At 59.5% G+C, this 14,723-nt stretch carries 13 protein-coding genes; 8 read left to right on the forward strand and 5 right to left on the reverse strand.

What is annotated here, in order from left to right; genetic code table 11:
* A partial coding sequence (locus ABYT07_RS13230; RefSeq protein ID WP_372992293.1) for an ABC transporter permease occupies positions 1-546 on the forward strand: 546 nt, incomplete at its 5' end.
* Positions 546-1,820: an amidohydrolase family protein gene (locus ABYT07_RS13235; protein WP_372992295.1), complete on the forward strand. Its 1,275-nt coding sequence runs from the start codon at positions 546-548 to the stop codon at positions 1,818-1,820. The genes ABYT07_RS13230 and ABYT07_RS13235, both read left to right, overlap by 1 nt.
* A gap of 24 nt (positions 1,821-1,844) precedes the next feature.
* Here ABYT07_RS13235 and ABYT07_RS13240 read toward each other — a convergent pair whose 3' ends face one another.
* From ABYT07_RS13240 to ABYT07_RS13250, 3 genes are all read right to left on the reverse strand, one after another.
* Positions 1,845-2,510, reverse strand: a complete 666-nt coding sequence (locus ABYT07_RS13240; RefSeq protein WP_372992315.1) for an endonuclease/exonuclease/phosphatase family protein — start codon at positions 2,508-2,510, stop codon at positions 1,845-1,847.
* Between the two features lie 68 nt (positions 2,511-2,578).
* A complete protein-coding gene (locus ABYT07_RS13245; protein ID WP_372992297.1) occupies positions 2,579-3,940 on the reverse strand; it encodes a phosphatidylserine/phosphatidylglycerophosphate/cardiolipin synthase family protein in 1,362 nt (453 codons plus the stop codon).
* 72 nt (positions 3,941-4,012) lie between these two features.
* Complete coding sequence (locus ABYT07_RS13250; RefSeq protein ID WP_372992299.1) at positions 4,013-5,551, reverse strand: trimethylamine methyltransferase family protein; 1,539 nt, start codon at positions 5,549-5,551, stop codon at positions 4,013-4,015.
* Between the two features lie 399 nt (positions 5,552-5,950).
* Here ABYT07_RS13250 and ABYT07_RS13255 point away from each other — a divergent pair, with 399 nt between their 5' ends.
* Positions 5,951-6,547, forward strand: a complete 597-nt coding sequence (locus ABYT07_RS13255) for an outer membrane protein (protein WP_372992301.1) — start codon at positions 5,951-5,953, stop codon at positions 6,545-6,547.
* Between the two features lie 112 nt (positions 6,548-6,659).
* Here ABYT07_RS13255 and ABYT07_RS13260 read toward each other — a convergent pair whose 3' ends face one another.
* Complete coding sequence (locus tag ABYT07_RS13260; protein ID WP_372992303.1) at positions 6,660-7,832, reverse strand: pyridoxal phosphate-dependent aminotransferase; 1,173 nt, start codon at positions 7,830-7,832, stop codon at positions 6,660-6,662.
* A 228-nt stretch (positions 7,833-8,060) separates the two neighbouring features.
* On the opposite strand from ABYT07_RS13260, the gene cysS reads away from it, so the two are divergent.
* The 3 genes from cysS to ABYT07_RS13275 all read left to right on the forward strand — a co-directional run bounded on the left by cysS (position 8,061) and on the right by ABYT07_RS13275 (position 12,159).
* Complete coding sequence (cysS, locus tag ABYT07_RS13265) at positions 8,061-9,470, forward strand: cysteine--tRNA ligase (protein ID WP_372992305.1); 1,410 nt, start codon at positions 8,061-8,063, stop codon at positions 9,468-9,470.
* Between the two features lie 106 nt (positions 9,471-9,576).
* Positions 9,577-11,193 carry a citramalate synthase gene (gene cimA / locus ABYT07_RS13270; protein WP_372992307.1) on the forward strand — a complete coding sequence of 539 codons (1,617 nt, stop codon included), beginning with the start codon at positions 9,577-9,579 and terminating at the stop codon, positions 11,191-11,193.
* 198 nt (positions 11,194-11,391) lie between these two features.
* Positions 11,392-12,159: a squalene/phytoene synthase family protein gene (locus ABYT07_RS13275; RefSeq protein ID WP_372992308.1), complete on the forward strand. Its 768-nt coding sequence runs from the start codon at positions 11,392-11,394 to the stop codon at positions 12,157-12,159.
* 3 nt (positions 12,160-12,162) lie between these two features.
* Here the strand turns inward: ABYT07_RS13275 and ABYT07_RS13280 are convergent, their stop codons facing one another.
* Positions 12,163-13,386, reverse strand: coding sequence for an MFS transporter (locus ABYT07_RS13280; RefSeq protein ID WP_372992310.1), 1,224 nt, complete (start codon positions 13,384-13,386; stop codon positions 12,163-12,165).
* Between the two features lie 75 nt (positions 13,387-13,461).
* On the opposite strand from ABYT07_RS13280, the gene ABYT07_RS13285 reads away from it, so the two are divergent.
* The gene (locus tag ABYT07_RS13285) at positions 13,462-14,214 is read left to right on the forward strand and encodes a precorrin-6A/cobalt-precorrin-6A reductase (protein ID WP_372992311.1); all 753 of its coding nucleotides are present in this window, start codon (positions 13,462-13,464) and stop codon (positions 14,212-14,214) included.
* The coding region (locus ABYT07_RS13290) for a DNA-3-methyladenine glycosylase (protein ID WP_372992313.1) at positions 14,211-14,723 on the forward strand (513 nt) is incomplete at its 3' end. The genes ABYT07_RS13285 and ABYT07_RS13290, both read left to right, overlap by 4 nt.

Below are 14,723 nucleotides of genomic sequence, written 5' to 3' on the forward strand. Positions count from 1 at the left end.
CCGATCCTGTCAGACATTCCGCTGCTGGGGCAGGCGTTGTTTTCGCAGACACCCTTTACCTATCTGGCCTTTGCCTTGGTCGCGGCGACCAGCATCGTTTTGTATCGCACACCGCTTGGCCTTGCCGTGCGCGCGGCAGGCGAAAGCCCCGCTGCCGTAGCAGCACAGGGGCTTTCCGTCACGGCGATCCGCATGGGGGCGGTGATCGCGGGCAGCGGGTTCATGGCCATGGGCGGCGCGTTCCTGACCATGTCGGCCTTTGACAGCTTTTTCTTCGAAATGGTGAACGGGCGCGGCTGGATTTGCATCGCCCTGGTGGTGTTCGGGTCATGGATGCCGGGCAAGGCGCTGTTGGGAGCGGTCTTGTTCGCCGCCTTTGACGCGTTGCAAATCCGGGTACAGCAAACCAGCTTTGGCGCGGATATCCCCTATCAAATCTTCCTCATGGCACCTTATATCCTGTCCATCGTCGCCTTGGTGCTGGTATCACGCCGCGCACAGGTGCCCGCCGCCTTGATGGTGCCGTTCAACAAAGGAGAACGCTGATGTTTGATCTGATCGTAAAGGGCGGCACGCTGCCCGATGGGCGCGTCACGGACATTGGCATCGCGGGGGGTAAGATCACCGCGATGGATCAACTGGGCGATGCGCAGGCGGGCGAAGTGATCGACGCCACCGGTGATCTGGTCAGCCCGCCCTTCGTCGATCCGCATTTCCACATGGATGCGACGCTTAGCTATGGCATTCCGCGCATCAATGCGTCGGGGACCTTGCTTGAGGGGATCGGCCTGTGGGGCGAGCTGAAGCAGGTGATGACGCAGGACGAAGTTATCGCCCGCGCACTGACCTATTGCGATTGGGCGGCGTCCATGGGGCTGCTGGCGATCCGCAGCCACGTGGACACCTGCGATGACCGGCTGCTGGGGGTCGAGGCACTGTTGCAGGTGCGTGAACAGGTCAAAGATTACATCGACCTGCAACTGGTGGCCTTTCCGCAAGATGGCTTTTACCGCGACCCGACCGCGCGCGATAACACGATCCGCGCGCTGGACATGGGCGTCGATGTCGTGGGCGGCATCCCGCATTTCGAACGCACCATGGCCGACGGGGCCGCATCGGTCCGCGAGCTGTGCGAGATCGCCGAGGCGCGGGACCTGATGGTCGACATGCATTGCGACGAGACCGACGATCCGATGTCGCGCCATATCGAAACACTGGCCTATGAAACGTCACGGCTGGGTCTTGAGGGACGCGTGACGGGCTCGCATCTGACGTCAATGCACTCGATGGACAATTACTATGTCTCAAAGCTGCTGCCGCTGATGGCAGAGGCGCAGATTAACGTGATCCCGAACCCGCTGATTAACATCGTTTTGCAGGGGCGGCATGACACATTCCCCAAACGCCGTGGCCTGACGCGGGTCAAGGAAATGTTGGCGATGGGGATCAATGTCGGCTGGGGGCAGGATTGTGTGTTGGACCCGTGGTATTCGCTAGGCACGGGCGACATGTTGGATGTGGCGTTCATGGGGCTGCACGTTGCACAGATGACCAGCCCGGACGAAATGCGCAAATGCTTTGAGATGGTGACCACGGCCAATGCGCAGACCATGGGTCTGCAAGATTACGGGCTGCGCGTGGGGGCCAAGGCGTCACTGGTGGTGCTGGATGCAAGCGACCCGATCGAGGCGCTGCGCCTACGGGCCAACCGTCTGTGCGTGATTGCCAAGGGCAAGGTGATTGCGCGAGGGCCACGGTCTGACACGGCGCTGACCCTGCCGGGGCGTCCCGCCAGCGTGGTGCGGCGGCACAGGTCCTGAAATTAGCGCTTTAAATCAGGCGCTTCAAATCTGGAGCGTGAAATCCAGCCAGATTGGCAGATGATCCGATGCGCGCTTTGCGTCGCGTGTTTCAACCACGCCGCCATCGACCAGTTGCAAGTCATCATCCATCGCAATCCGGTCGAGGGCGGCCATGGGCAGCCGGGCATGAAAGCTTTTGCCCGGTGCATAGATGGTAAAGTGATGCGCTAGACGGCCAAGCCCCACGGTCTGCGACCACTCGTTCATATCGCCTGCGATCAGCGTGGACCGCCGCGACCGTTCGTCCAGATGCGCGATCAAGCGTGACAGTTGCGCGCGCCGCGAACTGCGCATCAGGCCCAGATGGGTGGCGATAATCCGCAGGGACACGCCGTGAATATCCGCATCCACAACCATGGCACCGCGCGGTTCGGCCCCCGGCAGGTCAATGTGTTGCACTTCGATGATCTGGGCCTGCCGGTGCAGCAGCACTGCGTTGCCGTGCCAGCCGATGCTGGCGTCACCGGGAACGGGCACCGCGACCAGACCTGTCTGCATCGTTACCGTATCGATGGGCAGCGCCGAGGGACGCGCGCCAAGGCGCATGTCAGCCTCTTGCAGGACCACGATATCGGCATCCAGATCGCGGATGATACGCATAATCCGGTCGGGATCCCGCTGGCGGTCGGTGCCTTTGGCCTTGCGCATGTTATAGCTGGCGATGCGCAGCGTGGGGGCGGTGCCGGACTGATGCGCGGTTCTGGAATAAGGCGCGGTCATAACATGGGTGCCCCGATACGAAAGATAGCTTCGGCCAACCGGCGGGGCAGGTTGGGACGGGGCGTATTTGTGTGGCATTGCGCAAAGCCAGCGCTGAACCAGTCGGACATATCCGCCACGCTGCCCGCATCATAAACGAACAACATCGTCTCAAAGTTCAGCAACATGCTGCGCACATCGAAATTGACCGTGCCCATGGCTGCGGCATCGTCGATGACCATTGCTTTTGCGTGCATCATCGCCGGGGTGTAATAGTGGATCACCGCCCCCGCTGTTTCTGCTTCGCGCAGATACGCGCCACGGGCGAAGTCGGCGATGTGCTGGAATGATTTCTGGGGCACCATGATCCTGACATCTACGCCGCGCAAGGCCGCGATGCGCAGGGCATTGGACAGCGGTTCGGTAGGCACAAAATAGGGCGTCGCGATCCAGATACGGCTGTGTGCCAGATGCAGCGCGCGGATCATGCCGTCATGCAGGGGGTCTTCGGCAATGTCGGGCCCCGAGGGTATTAGTTGTACTGTCGCACTGCCTGCAGATGTCGGGGCGGGGCTGATCAACTCGATATCGCGGCCGCTTGCGACCTCCCAATCGGATCTAAAAACATCGCAAAAACCCTGTACCGCCACGCCTTCAAGGGTAAAGGCCAAATCGACCCAGCATGCATCTGTGGGCGCGTCCGACATGTAATTTTTCCCGATATTCATGCCGCCTGAAAAGACGCGGGCGTGATCGGCAATGATCATCTTGCGGTGGTTGCGCAGGTTCAAATGGCCAGAGCCTGGGGTTTGCAGAAAGGGCGAGAAAAACAATACCTCGGCCCCGGTTGCCCTGAGGGCGGCCAGCGCCTTGGCCGGGCCGCGCAACGTACCGACACGGTCCATGAGCAACCGGACTTGAACACCGGATTTCGCCTTGGCGGTCAGGGCCTCTACAAAGCGCCTGCCGGTGTCGTCATCGGCAAGGATATAGAACAGGCAGTCAATGCTATGCTGCGCGCTGTCGATGATATGCATTACAGCCGCAAAAGCATCTTGCGGCGTTTTGACCAAAGTCAGTTGCTGGGCCTCCATCGCGGGGGGCATGGCAAAGTTCTGGAACGTATGGTCAAGGGTGTGAACTGCCGTTTGATGCGGTTCTGACTGGTGAAAGCGGATCGGCGCATAGCGTTTGCCCTGTTTGCGAAACCCCAACCCCAGAAACAGTGGCACGGCGACATAGGGCAGCACCACCAAAAACAGGATCCACGCCACAGTGGATTGCGGGCTGCGGCGTTGTTGTTGGAGGATAAATGCCATCAGCAATGTCACAAGAATGACGCCGACGACTTCGATATGGGCGATGATATACGTGAACACGCGGTTTGTTGCCTTTTCAGGACAGAGATTTAGCCCCTGTCCCGAAGATACTATCAGGGTGCTGCGCGAAGATCACGCAGGCAGGTGGATATTGAACCTCTCGCGGATCTGGCGGTCGGTTTCGGGGTCAAACCGCGCCTTTGCCCGCTGGGCCAGTATTTCTTCTTTGCGGGCCGTTGCCTTGACCAGCAGGTCAGGTCGGCCTTGTTCAACCCATTCCTTGGGCGAGGTGCGGTCAGCCAGCGCGGGGTAAATGTATTCGGTCTGCATCAGGCTAAGTGTCTGGTCAGACCCAAGGTAATGGCCGGGTCCGCCGATACAAGTGGCGCGCATGACCTCAAGGCTGACGCTGTCCTCGGTTACTTCGATGCCGCGCACGCAGCGCAGGGCCTGACCGATCAGATCATCGCCCAAGATCAGCGATTCAAGGCAGAACCCCAGCAAGGACGCATGCATGCCAGCGGCCTCGTAGACCATGTTCAGGCCCGACATCCCCGCCATGACGTTGGACATGGCCTGTTCCCAGCCCGCTTGCATGTCGGGCAGCTTGGCATCCGCGATGCCAGCGGCAGCCCCGCCGGGCAGATCGTAGTAACGGTGCATCTGCGCGCATCCGGCGGTCAGCAGGGCTTGTTCGCCGGACCCGCCTGACATGGCACCGGTGCGCAGGTCGCTGACAAAGGGCCAAGTGCCAAAGATCGTCGGGTGACCGGGCTTGATGGCATTGACATAGACCAGCCCCGCCAGACATTCCGCGACAGCCTGCACAATGGCACCGGCAATGGGGGCAGGGGCCGTGGCACCCGCTTGGCCGGCTGACAGCAGCAAGATGGGCATGCCACCTTCGATCAGTTCCTCCATCACGAGACAGGATTCGGTGGCGAATTTCATCGGCGGTACGACAAAGCAGTTCGAATTCGACACGAATGGCCGCGCACGCCATTTGTCTTCGCCCCCCGCGATCATGTGCAACAGTTCGAGCCCCGGTTTCACGTGGGCCGGTTCGCCGAAAGACACGCCCACATGTTTGGTTGTGCCCGCACAGCAGGCATAGATCGAATTCAAATCCATCTCGAGGTTATCTGGGATGTCACGGCACACCATGGGGCGCTGCACGAAATGTAGATTGTCCAACGTATCGGCAATGCGGGCTGCATCATGCAGGTCTTGCACGCCGCATTCGCGGTAAGAGCGGCCATCGACCTCAACCAAATGCACGGCAGCGCCGGCAGTGCCATAATGGACTTTGGTGCCTGACAGATCGAGATCATGCTTGGGGTCGCGGGCATATAGGGTCGTTGACCGGTTGGCCGAGGCGATGGTGTCTTCGATCAAGGCCCGTGGAAAGCGCAGGCGGCCATCGTCGCCCAGAATGGCCCCGGCACCGGTCATATGCGCAATACCCGACGGGGGCGCATCGGCGAGGCCGATTTGTTCCAGCGCATCCAGAACGGCAAGGTGAATGCGGTCCATCGCAGCGGGGCTAAGCGGGTTGAAGGTGCCGCCGGTCATGCCGGGGCGCACGGGGCGCAGATGGTCTGCCAAGGGGGCTGCGCGTGACGCACGGCGCGCAGCGCGCCCGCCCGAGCGGTGAGGTGTCTGTACGGTCATGATGTGACTCCGGTGATAAGATCGTGAAAAGGCGATGCAATCGGGCGGAATCAGATGGGGGCACCTCGTGCCGCGCGCCCGCGGTCGGCACCGATGGTGCGGCTTACACGCTTGAAGATGCAGTGATCTAATTTCATGGGCCCCCTCCGGAGATTGTTCCAATGCTGCGAAAATAAATCGGGGCAAGCTGTCTTGTTTGCGACGTAAATTCCGTTTGCGACCCAGTGTGTAAGGGCAATAGCGGCAACCCTCCGCCGATATGCTGGCGTAAAACGGCAACTAACCGCCCTCGATTGATCTGTGACAAGCGGTGGCGGAAACATCTTCCTATGTTGCGGGTTGTGTCATCGAAGCGGGATCACCCCGCTCGGACAAAATCAAATCGAGGAGTTATCCGATATGAAACATACAATGAAATTTGCTACTGCCGCACTTGTTGCATCATCCGCTTTTGCCGGGTCCGCATTCGCGGGCAGCCTAAGTGAGCCAGTGGTCGAGCCTGTCATGATGGAACCGGTTCCGGTTGTGAACATGGGTGGCGAATGGACCGGCTTTTATACTGGTCTGCAGCTTGGCTATGCCGATGCCGATGGTCCGGGTGCGCTGGACGGCGACAACGGTAGCTATGGTTTTCACGCAGGTTACAACTATGACTTCGGTCGTTTCGTTGCCGGTGCCGAACTGGACTATGACAAAACTGACATCGACCTGAACAACGGTGCCGCGACTGTCGATTCCGTTGCACGCGCCAAGATCAAGGGTGGCTATGACTTTGGCGATTACCTGATCTATGCGACCGGTGGGTATGCGCAAGCGGACACATCGCTAGGTGACGAAGACGGGGCATTCTACGGCATCGGAATGACGTACCGCATATCCGAAAGCTATAGCGTTGGTGCCGAACTGCTGGAGCACCGCTTTAGCGATATCGGTGGGGTTTCGGGCAATGATCTGGATGCCACAACCTTTACAGTGCGCGGATCGCTGCACTTCTAATATAGGTTGATACCCCGCCGGGGGCAAAGACGCCTCCGGCGGGGATATTTACGAGCCAGAGAAGCGGGCCGGGAGAGTGATCCTTTGGCCCGCTTTGTATTTGGCCTTTTGTCTATTTGCTGTGGGACTTTGCGAATTGGCACAAGACATCCAGAGCCTGTGCGAAACGGGTGTCATCAATGGTCATTGCCACCCGGATATGGCCTGCGGCCGCTTGGCCAAAGCTTTCGCCGGGCATGACGGCGATGTGATGCGCATCAAGCAGGGCAAAGGCGAAATCCTCGCCGGTCATGCCGGTGCTGCGGATATCCAGCATCAGGTACATTGCCCCGTCTGCCGGCACCAAGGATACGGCGTTCTGGTTTGTGATGATCTCTTGCGCCAGCAGGCGGCGGCGCTGGAAGGGGGCTGCGATCTCATCCTCGAAACCGGTGCCCTGGTTCAACGCGAAATGGGCTGCATCCTGAATGAAACCCGGCACGCCGTAGGTCGTATGGGTGGCAAGGTTGGTCAGGTGTTCGATAGCATCTTCGGGCCCTACGATCCAGCCGCAGCGCGATCCGGTCATGGCGTGGCTTTTCGACATGGAGCCAATAACCAACGTACGTTCGGCCATATCCGGTAGGGCGCGCGGCGATAGATGTGTGCCGGTCCAGACTTGTGTGTCATATACCTCGTCCGAAATCAGCCACAGGCCGTGGTCATTGCAGACATCTGCGATGCCTTCCAGCGTCGCGCGGGAATAGACCACACCTGTAGGGTTGTTGGGCGAGTTGATTAGCAGGGATTTCGCACCGGGCGCGGCGGTGGCGATTGCGCTGGCCCGGGGTTGAAAGGCATCTTTGGCATGGGCAGCAATCGCTTTGGGAATGGCGCTGACACCGCGGATCGTGCCGGGATAGGTGGCATAGTAGGGGTCAATGAAAAGCGCGGTATCGCCGGGGTTCACGGCAGCCGCATGGGCCGCGAAAAGGGCGGCTTGCCCGCCGGGGGTGATCAACACGTTTTCGCGGGTCGTGGGCACGCCTGTGCGGTCCTGCACGCGCTGGGCAACCGCATCGCGTAGCGCTGGCGTGCCAGGGACCGACGCATACCCCGTATGCCCGCCCATTGCCGCGCGGTGCATGTCTTGCAAGATCGGGGCCGCCGTGCGGATATCATGTTCGCCGATTGTCAGTTCAGTCACCGCAGTGCCGTCTGCAATCATCTGACGGGCCCGTAAGAAAACGCCCCAACCGTCTGATCCGCCGCCCAAAAGTCCGGTGATGCGTGTGGATAATTGCATTGTGTAACTCCGATAAACCCGTTTGCGCGCAGGGACGCAGAGGTGGCGCGTTTTGTCAATCAGGCTTGACCTTTGTGGGGACCCCGCGCTAGGCAAGCGTCATGACCATGAGCACACCCATTATTTGCTGCATTCCCTGCTGAGATTTCCCGGCGGGCCTGTTCATAGCGTTTTCTTTCCAAGACATATGTGCCAAGCCCGCGCCATACTTGCGTAAGGACGCGCCACATGACGACGATCAAGCTGCACAACACCAAGACCCGCAAACGCGAGGTTTTCACGCCCATCGACCCCGAAAACGTGCGGATGTATGTTTGCGGCCCCACGGTCTATGACCGTGCGCATCTTGGGAACGCGCGGCCTGTTATCGTGTTTGACGTGCTATACCGGTTGCTGCGGCATGTTTATGGGCCGGACCACGTGACCTATGTGCGCAATTTTACCGACGTGGATGACAAAATCAACGCGCGCGCGGCCGAAAGCGGTCGGTCGATTGGGGAAATCACGGCTGAGACGACCCAGTGGTTTCTGGACGATATGGCGGCTGTCGGCGCGCTGGAGCCTGATCATATGCCGCGCGCAACGGCGTATATTCCGCAGATGGTCACGATGATCGAAGGGTTGATTGCCAGCGGCCATGCTTACGCAGCCGAGGGGCATGTGTTGTTCGCGGTGGAAAGCTATAAAGAATACGGTGCGCTGTCCGGTCGGTCGATTGACGACATGATCGCGGGTGCGCGGGTCGAAGTGGCCCCCTACAAGCGCAACCCGATGGATTTCGTGTTGTGGAAGCCGTCTGATGCGGACACGCCGGGGTGGGACAGTCCTTGGGGGCGTGGGCGTCCGGGATGGCACATCGAATGCTCGGCCATGGCCCGCGAGTTGTTGGGAGATCACTTCGACATTCACGGTGGTGGCAACGACCTGATGTTCCCGCACCACGAGAACGAGATCGCGCAAAGTTGCTGTGCCAACGGGACAGACAAGATGGCCAACGTCTGGATGCACAACGAGATGTTGCAGGTCGAGGGCAAGAAGATGTCCAAGTCGCTTGGCAATTTCTTTACAGTGCGTGACCTGCTGGATCAGGGTGTGCCGGGCGAGGTGATCCGCTTTGTGATGCTGAGCACGCATTATCGCAAGCCGATGGACTGGACGGAGAAGAAGCGGGAAGAGGCGGAGAAGGTATTGGAACGCTGGCTCGAACTTACCGTTGATCTTGAGCCGAGCGACCCAAATGAGTTTGTGCCTAGGCAACCTTTGATTGATGCATTGGCTGAAGATCTTAATACGCACAAGGCTTTGCAATTCCTGAATTCAAGCACGTATTCAGAACCACAGGCATTGCTTGATCATGCGCGTTTCCTTGGCTTTTTATCTGACGAAGCTCGCGAAAAGCACCGTGATCGTTTTTTCAGCAGAAGTGAGGGCGGTGGTTCTTCCGCCGACTTGGCTGAACTGGCGGCCCGGCTGGACGCAATCAGGCGAAAAGCGATGCTATCGAAGGATTTCACACAAGTTGATGAAATGAAGCGTCAACTTGTGGCGATCGGTCTTGAGGTGCGCATGGACAAGACCGGCGTCGATCTGGTTGCGAGTTCCTCATTTGACCCAATGAAGCTGGAGTCCCTTAAATGATGTGCTCTTGGAGAATGGCTTGTGGTTTTGGCAAGGACTGGAGTGAGGGGCCAGCCCCTCACGCTCCCCGGAGTTTATCTGGCAAAATGAATCCGGGGGTGGTGAAGTGACGAAAGAACGTCTTTATCTTTATGACACCACGCTTCGCGACGGGCAGCAGACGCAAGGCGTGCAATTCTCGACCGAGGAAAAGCAGATCATCGCCCGCGCGCTGGATGCCTTGGGCGTTGATTATATCGAAGGCGGTTGGCCGGGGGCAAACCCGACGGATAGCGCGTTTTTCGATACGGCACCCAAGACCCGCGCCAAGATGACGGCCTTTGGAATGACCAAGCGGGCAGGGTTTTCGGCGGAAAATGACGATGTTTTGGCCGCCGTGATGAATGCGGGGACGGACACTGTTTGCCTTGTGGGCAAGACCCATGATTTTCACGTGACCACGGCCCTTGGCATCAGCCTTGAGGAAAATACCGATAATATCGCCCGCTCGATCCGGCATCTGGTAGATCAAGGGCGCGAGGCGCTGTTTGACGCCGAACATTTCTTTGACGGCTACCGCGCCAACCCCGATTATGCGCTGACGGCGGTTAAAGCGGCCTATGACGCCGGTGCGCGTTGGATCGTATTGTGTGACACCAATGGCGGCACCATGCCCGCCGAGGTGGGGCGGATCACGGACGAAGTCATTGCGGCGGGCATTCCGGGCGATCATCTGGGCATTCACACCCACAACGATACCGAAAACGCGGTGGCCTGTTCACTGGCTGCGGTGGATGCGGGCGCACGGCAAATCCAAGGCACGTTGAACGGTTTGGGGGAGCGCTGCGGCAATGCCAACCTGACGACGTTGATCCCGATCCTGCTGCTGAAAGAACCCTATGCCAGCGCCTATGACACGGGGATCAGCCTTGAGGGGTTGGCGGGCCTGACGCGGATCAGCCGCAGTCTGGATGAAATCCTGAACCGTGTACCGATGAAGCAGGCGGCCTTTGTGGGGTCATCCGCTTTTGCGCATAAGGCGGGGCTGCACGCCTCTGCGATTCTTAAAGACCCCACGACCTATGAGCATATCCCGCCTGAGCTGGTGGGCAACGCGCGGATCATTCCGATGTCGAACCAAGCAGGGCAATCCAACCTGCGTCGCCGTCTGGAAAGCGCAGGTCTGACGATTGCCAAGGGTGATCCGGCGTTGGGGCTGATCCTTGATCAGGTCAAGGCGCGCGAGGCTGACGGCTATAGCTATGACACGGCGCAGGCCAGCTTTGAACTGCTGGCACGGCAGGCGTTGGGGCAGATGCCGGACCTGTTCGAAGTCAAGCGGTACCGCGTCACGGTTGAGCGGCGCAAGAATAAATATGATCAGATGGTCAGCCTTTCCGAGGCGGTCGTCGTGATCAAGGTTGATGGCGAAAAGCGCCTGTCGGTCAGCGAAAGCATGGACAAAGACGGCTGTGATCGCGGGCCGGTCAATGCGCTCTCCAAGGCGCTGGTCAAGGATCTGGGGCAATATTCGGCGATGCTCGAGGATATGCATCTGGTGGATTACAAGGTGCGCATCACCCAAGGCGGCACCGAGGCCGTGACCCGTGTTATCATCGACAGCGAAGACGGGCAGGGGCGGCGCTGGTCCACGGTCGGGGTATCGGCCAACATCGTCGATGCGTCGTTCGAGGCGCTTTTGGATGCGATCCGGTGGAAATTAATCCGGGATACCCAAGCGTAAGGTAGCCGTTACATGATCCTTATGGTTCTGGGTCTGTTGGTGTTCAGTCTGTTCATCAGGCTGGTGGTCGCCATTGTTCTGGTTCAGACGGACCCCGCCAAACCCGTCGTGGGGCAGTGGACTGGATTTTGCCGGTGTAGGGCTATTTGGGGATTGTTGATGCGCCTGAAACCGAGGGAATAATTTTGGATTTTCTAGATGAATTTTGACGATAACCTGATTGCGTGCGCTGCCTTGGTTGAACGCGCCGACCCTTTGCGGTTTCGTGCCACAATGGCCGCGCCGGTATCTGCACGGCAGGTCTTGTTTCCGCTCTACGCATTCAATCTTGAGGTCGCGCGTGCGCCATGGGTCACCCAAGAGGCGATGATCGCCGAGATGCGCTTGCAGTGGTGGCGCGACGTTTGCGAAGAAATTGCCGAAACGCGGCCAGTGCGCCGACACGAGGTGGCGACGCCTTTGGCAGCGGCCATCAGCGAGCGAAATGCGAAACTGCTTGACGATCTGGTGGCTGCGCGCCGTTGGGATATCTACCGTGATGCGTTCGAGGATGCGGCCCATTTTGATCACTACATTGATCAGACGGCAGGTACCTTGATGTGGGTGGCAGCGTCGTCCTTGGGGCAGGCGGACGAGAGCGTGGTGCGCGATGCGGGCTATGGTGCCGGGGTTGCTGCGTGGCTGCACGCGATACCGCAATTGGTGGATCAGGGACGGGTACCGTTGCTGGATGGTACCGATGCAGGCGTGTCTGCGCTGGCGCAGAAGGCATCGGCGCGGTTGAAAAGGGCGCGCAAGCACCGGACCATGGTTTCGGCCGCCGCCAGACCCGCGCTGTTTAGCATCGGGGCCAGCGCCAAGGTGCTGCAAGCGGCGATTGATGAACCTGCGCGGGTAGGCGATGGCACGCTGCCGCATGTGGATGCCTTTTCGCTCCCTTGGCGGGCGCTTAGCGGTCGGTGGTAGCTGCTATTGCCCCGCGGGGCGTTGCCGCAGCACCAACCAGATCAGCGACCCGCCGGCCAGCACCAGAAACGGGATCATCGCGATATTGACCGCGGCCCAACCTTCGACCGGGTTGCCGCCCGAACAGTTCATCAATCCGCCGCTGGCCAGCGACGCAAAGGTGACGCCGCCAAAGACCAGCAGATCGTTCAGGCCCTGCATTCGGCCCCGTTCATGGGGTTCGTGGGCACCCGCCAGCATCGACGTGGCCCCGATAAAGCCAAAGTTCCAGCCGATCCCCAGCAAGATCAGTGCAATATAGAAATTACTCAACTCAACGCCATTCAGCGCGACCAGACCCGCCACGGCGAGAATGGCGATGCCAAGGCCCAAGATTTTCTCGACCCCGAAGCGCGCGATAAGGTGGCCGGTCACGAATGACGGCGCATACATCGCCAGCACATGGCCCGTGACCACATGGGACGCATCCACAATGTCATAGCCACAGCCGACAACCGCCAACGGGGTCGATGTCATCACAAGGTTCATCAATGCATAGGAAACCATTCCACAAATGACAGCGACAGCGATGCGCGGTGTCTTGAGAAGCTCCATCCGCGATCGACCCTTGGGCGCATCCACCGCGGGGATCGGGGGTTTGGGGATGCGCAAAAACGCAAACAGGATCATACCGAAGGCGTTCAACGCGATTGCTGCGATATAGACGGGGAAAAACCGCATGACGGTGGCATCGCCGTTCGATCCGGTCAGCAGACCCACCAGTTGTGGCCCGATGATTGCGGAAATCAGCCCCCCCGCCATGACATATGAAATCGCCTTGGGACGGTATTCATCAGACGCGGTATCTGTGGCAGCAAAGCGGAAAAAACCCTGCGAAGACATGTAGATGCCCATCAGGTAGCTGCCCAGCAGAAACATCGTAAAGCTTTGGAGCGTCAGCGCATAAGCGCAAATTGCAGCCCCCGCCATGCCGCCAAACGCGCCGGTTATAAAACCTGCGCGCCGGCCGAATTTCTGCATCACGCTTGATAGCCAAGGTGCCGTGGTCATTGACCCGAACACGATCATCGAGATCGGCAGCGTTGCCAGACAGACATTGGGTGACAGCTGCTGTCCGGCCAATCCGCCAATTACGAAATACATCGGCATCTGACTGCCAAGGAAGGCCTGCGCGGTAACCAGAACGGCTACGTTGCGCTTGGCGCGGGTGTCATCAATCATTGTCATGCGAACGGCGTAAACCTAGGATTTGGCAACAGCAAGCCCCTTGCGTCTGGCGGGCGGCTGGCGGATCATGGCGCAATGGAAAACAGTGCCCCCATTTTGCTGATTGCCGGCAGTGCCGAAGCCCACGAGATTGCGGCGAAGATAGCGCAAACATATCAAAAATTGCAGGCGATCTTGCGGCGTGCAGAGCGCAGCTTTGGCCCGCTGGCGGTGCCGTCGCAGATTTGGACTCCGGGTTCAGTTGAAGAGATGAAAAAATTTTTGATCGACAGAAAAATTACCGCGATTTGTGACGCTGGGCATGGTTTTGATTCCGATATTGCTGATTTGGCGGCCGCCGCAGCGCATGATCTGGCGCTGCCTTACGCACGGGTTATGCGTCCGGTCTGGCCGGTCAAGGCACCTGTGCTGCGTGCGCGCAGCGTGGCAGACGCCGCCGCGATGATCCGGCCCGGCGCGCGGGTCTTTGCGGCGACAGGGCGCGGGACTGTCGGCCAATTTGCCCCGTTTGCAGGGGACACGCTGTTCTTGCGCCAGACAAGTACCGGCGCGCGGACCCCGCTGCCGGATTTCGCAGAGCCGGTATATGGCACGCCGCCCTTTAGCGTAGACGAAGAGATTGCCTTGTTTGAAACGCTTGGCATCGACACATTGATCTGCCGCAATGTTGGCGGCAATCCTAGCCGCCCCAAGCTGGACGCTGCGATGCGATTGGGGCTGCGTGTGATTGTCATTGACCGGCCAGCGCCGCCTGAAAACGCGCCCCTTTTGGAAACCACCGACGACGCGTTGCGCTGGATCAAGGCCTTGGGCGCGTTGGCGGGATGAGCATTGGGCGGATCATCACCTGTGACGCGGATGTCGCCGAAGGTGCCGCATGGCTCGCGGATTTAGATTCACGTTTTGCCAGCGCATTGCAGGCCACCGGCCCCTTGCCGCTGCGCCTGCGGGCTGACGGGTTTGATGCGTTGATTGGCGCGATCATCAGCCAACAGGTCTCCGTCGCGTCGGCCAACGCGATGCGCGCCAAGATGGATGCGCAGGGTCTGACCCACGAGGCCGCGATCATTGCCGCGGGCGAAGACGGCTTGCGGGCAGCGGGCCTGAGCCGTCAGAAAATCCGCTATGCTTTGGCGCTGGCAAACGCGGGCGTGGATTATGCAGCCTTGCGCGATGCCCCCGATGCGCAGGTGATCAAAACCCTGACCGCGATCCCCGGTGTGGGCAGTTGGACCGCACAAATTTATGCAATGTTCTCGCTTGGGCGTGCCGATGTCTTCGCCGAGGGCGATCTGGCCTTGCAAGAGGCGGCCAAAGTGCTTTTTGATCTGCCCGAG

It is taken from the genome of Sulfitobacter sp., assembly GCF_041552635.1.
Lineage (GTDB): Bacteria > Pseudomonadota > Alphaproteobacteria > Rhodobacterales > Rhodobacteraceae > Sulfitobacter.

Excerpts from the sequence above, each read along its gene's own strand:
- ABYT07_RS13235 (WP_372992295.1), top strand. The coding sequence starts at position 546 with ATGTTTGATCTGATCGTAAAGGGCGGCACGCTGCCCGATGGGCGCGTC.
- ABYT07_RS13240 (WP_372992315.1), bottom strand. The coding sequence starts at position 2,510 with ATGCGCAAGGCCAAAGGCACCGACCGCCAGCGGGATCCCGACCGGATT.
- ABYT07_RS13250 (WP_372992299.1), bottom strand. The coding sequence starts at position 5,551 with ATGACCGTACAGACACCTCACCGCTCGGGCGGGCGCGCTGCGCGCCGT.
- ABYT07_RS13255 (WP_372992301.1), top strand. The coding sequence starts at position 5,951 with ATGAAACATACAATGAAATTTGCTACTGCCGCACTTGTTGCATCATCC.
- ABYT07_RS13260 (WP_372992303.1), bottom strand. The coding sequence starts at position 7,832 with ATGCAATTATCCACACGCATCACCGGACTTTTGGGCGGCGGATCAGAC.
- cysS (WP_372992305.1), top strand. The coding sequence starts at position 8,061 with ATGACGACGATCAAGCTGCACAACACCAAGACCCGCAAACGCGAGGTT.
- ABYT07_RS13275 (WP_372992308.1), top strand. The coding sequence starts at position 11,392 with ATGAATTTTGACGATAACCTGATTGCGTGCGCTGCCTTGGTTGAACGC.
- ABYT07_RS13280 (WP_372992310.1), bottom strand. The coding sequence starts at position 13,386 with ATGACAATGATTGATGACACCCGCGCCAAGCGCAACGTAGCCGTTCTG.
- ABYT07_RS13285 (WP_372992311.1), top strand. The coding sequence starts at position 13,462 with ATGGAAAACAGTGCCCCCATTTTGCTGATTGCCGGCAGTGCCGAAGCC.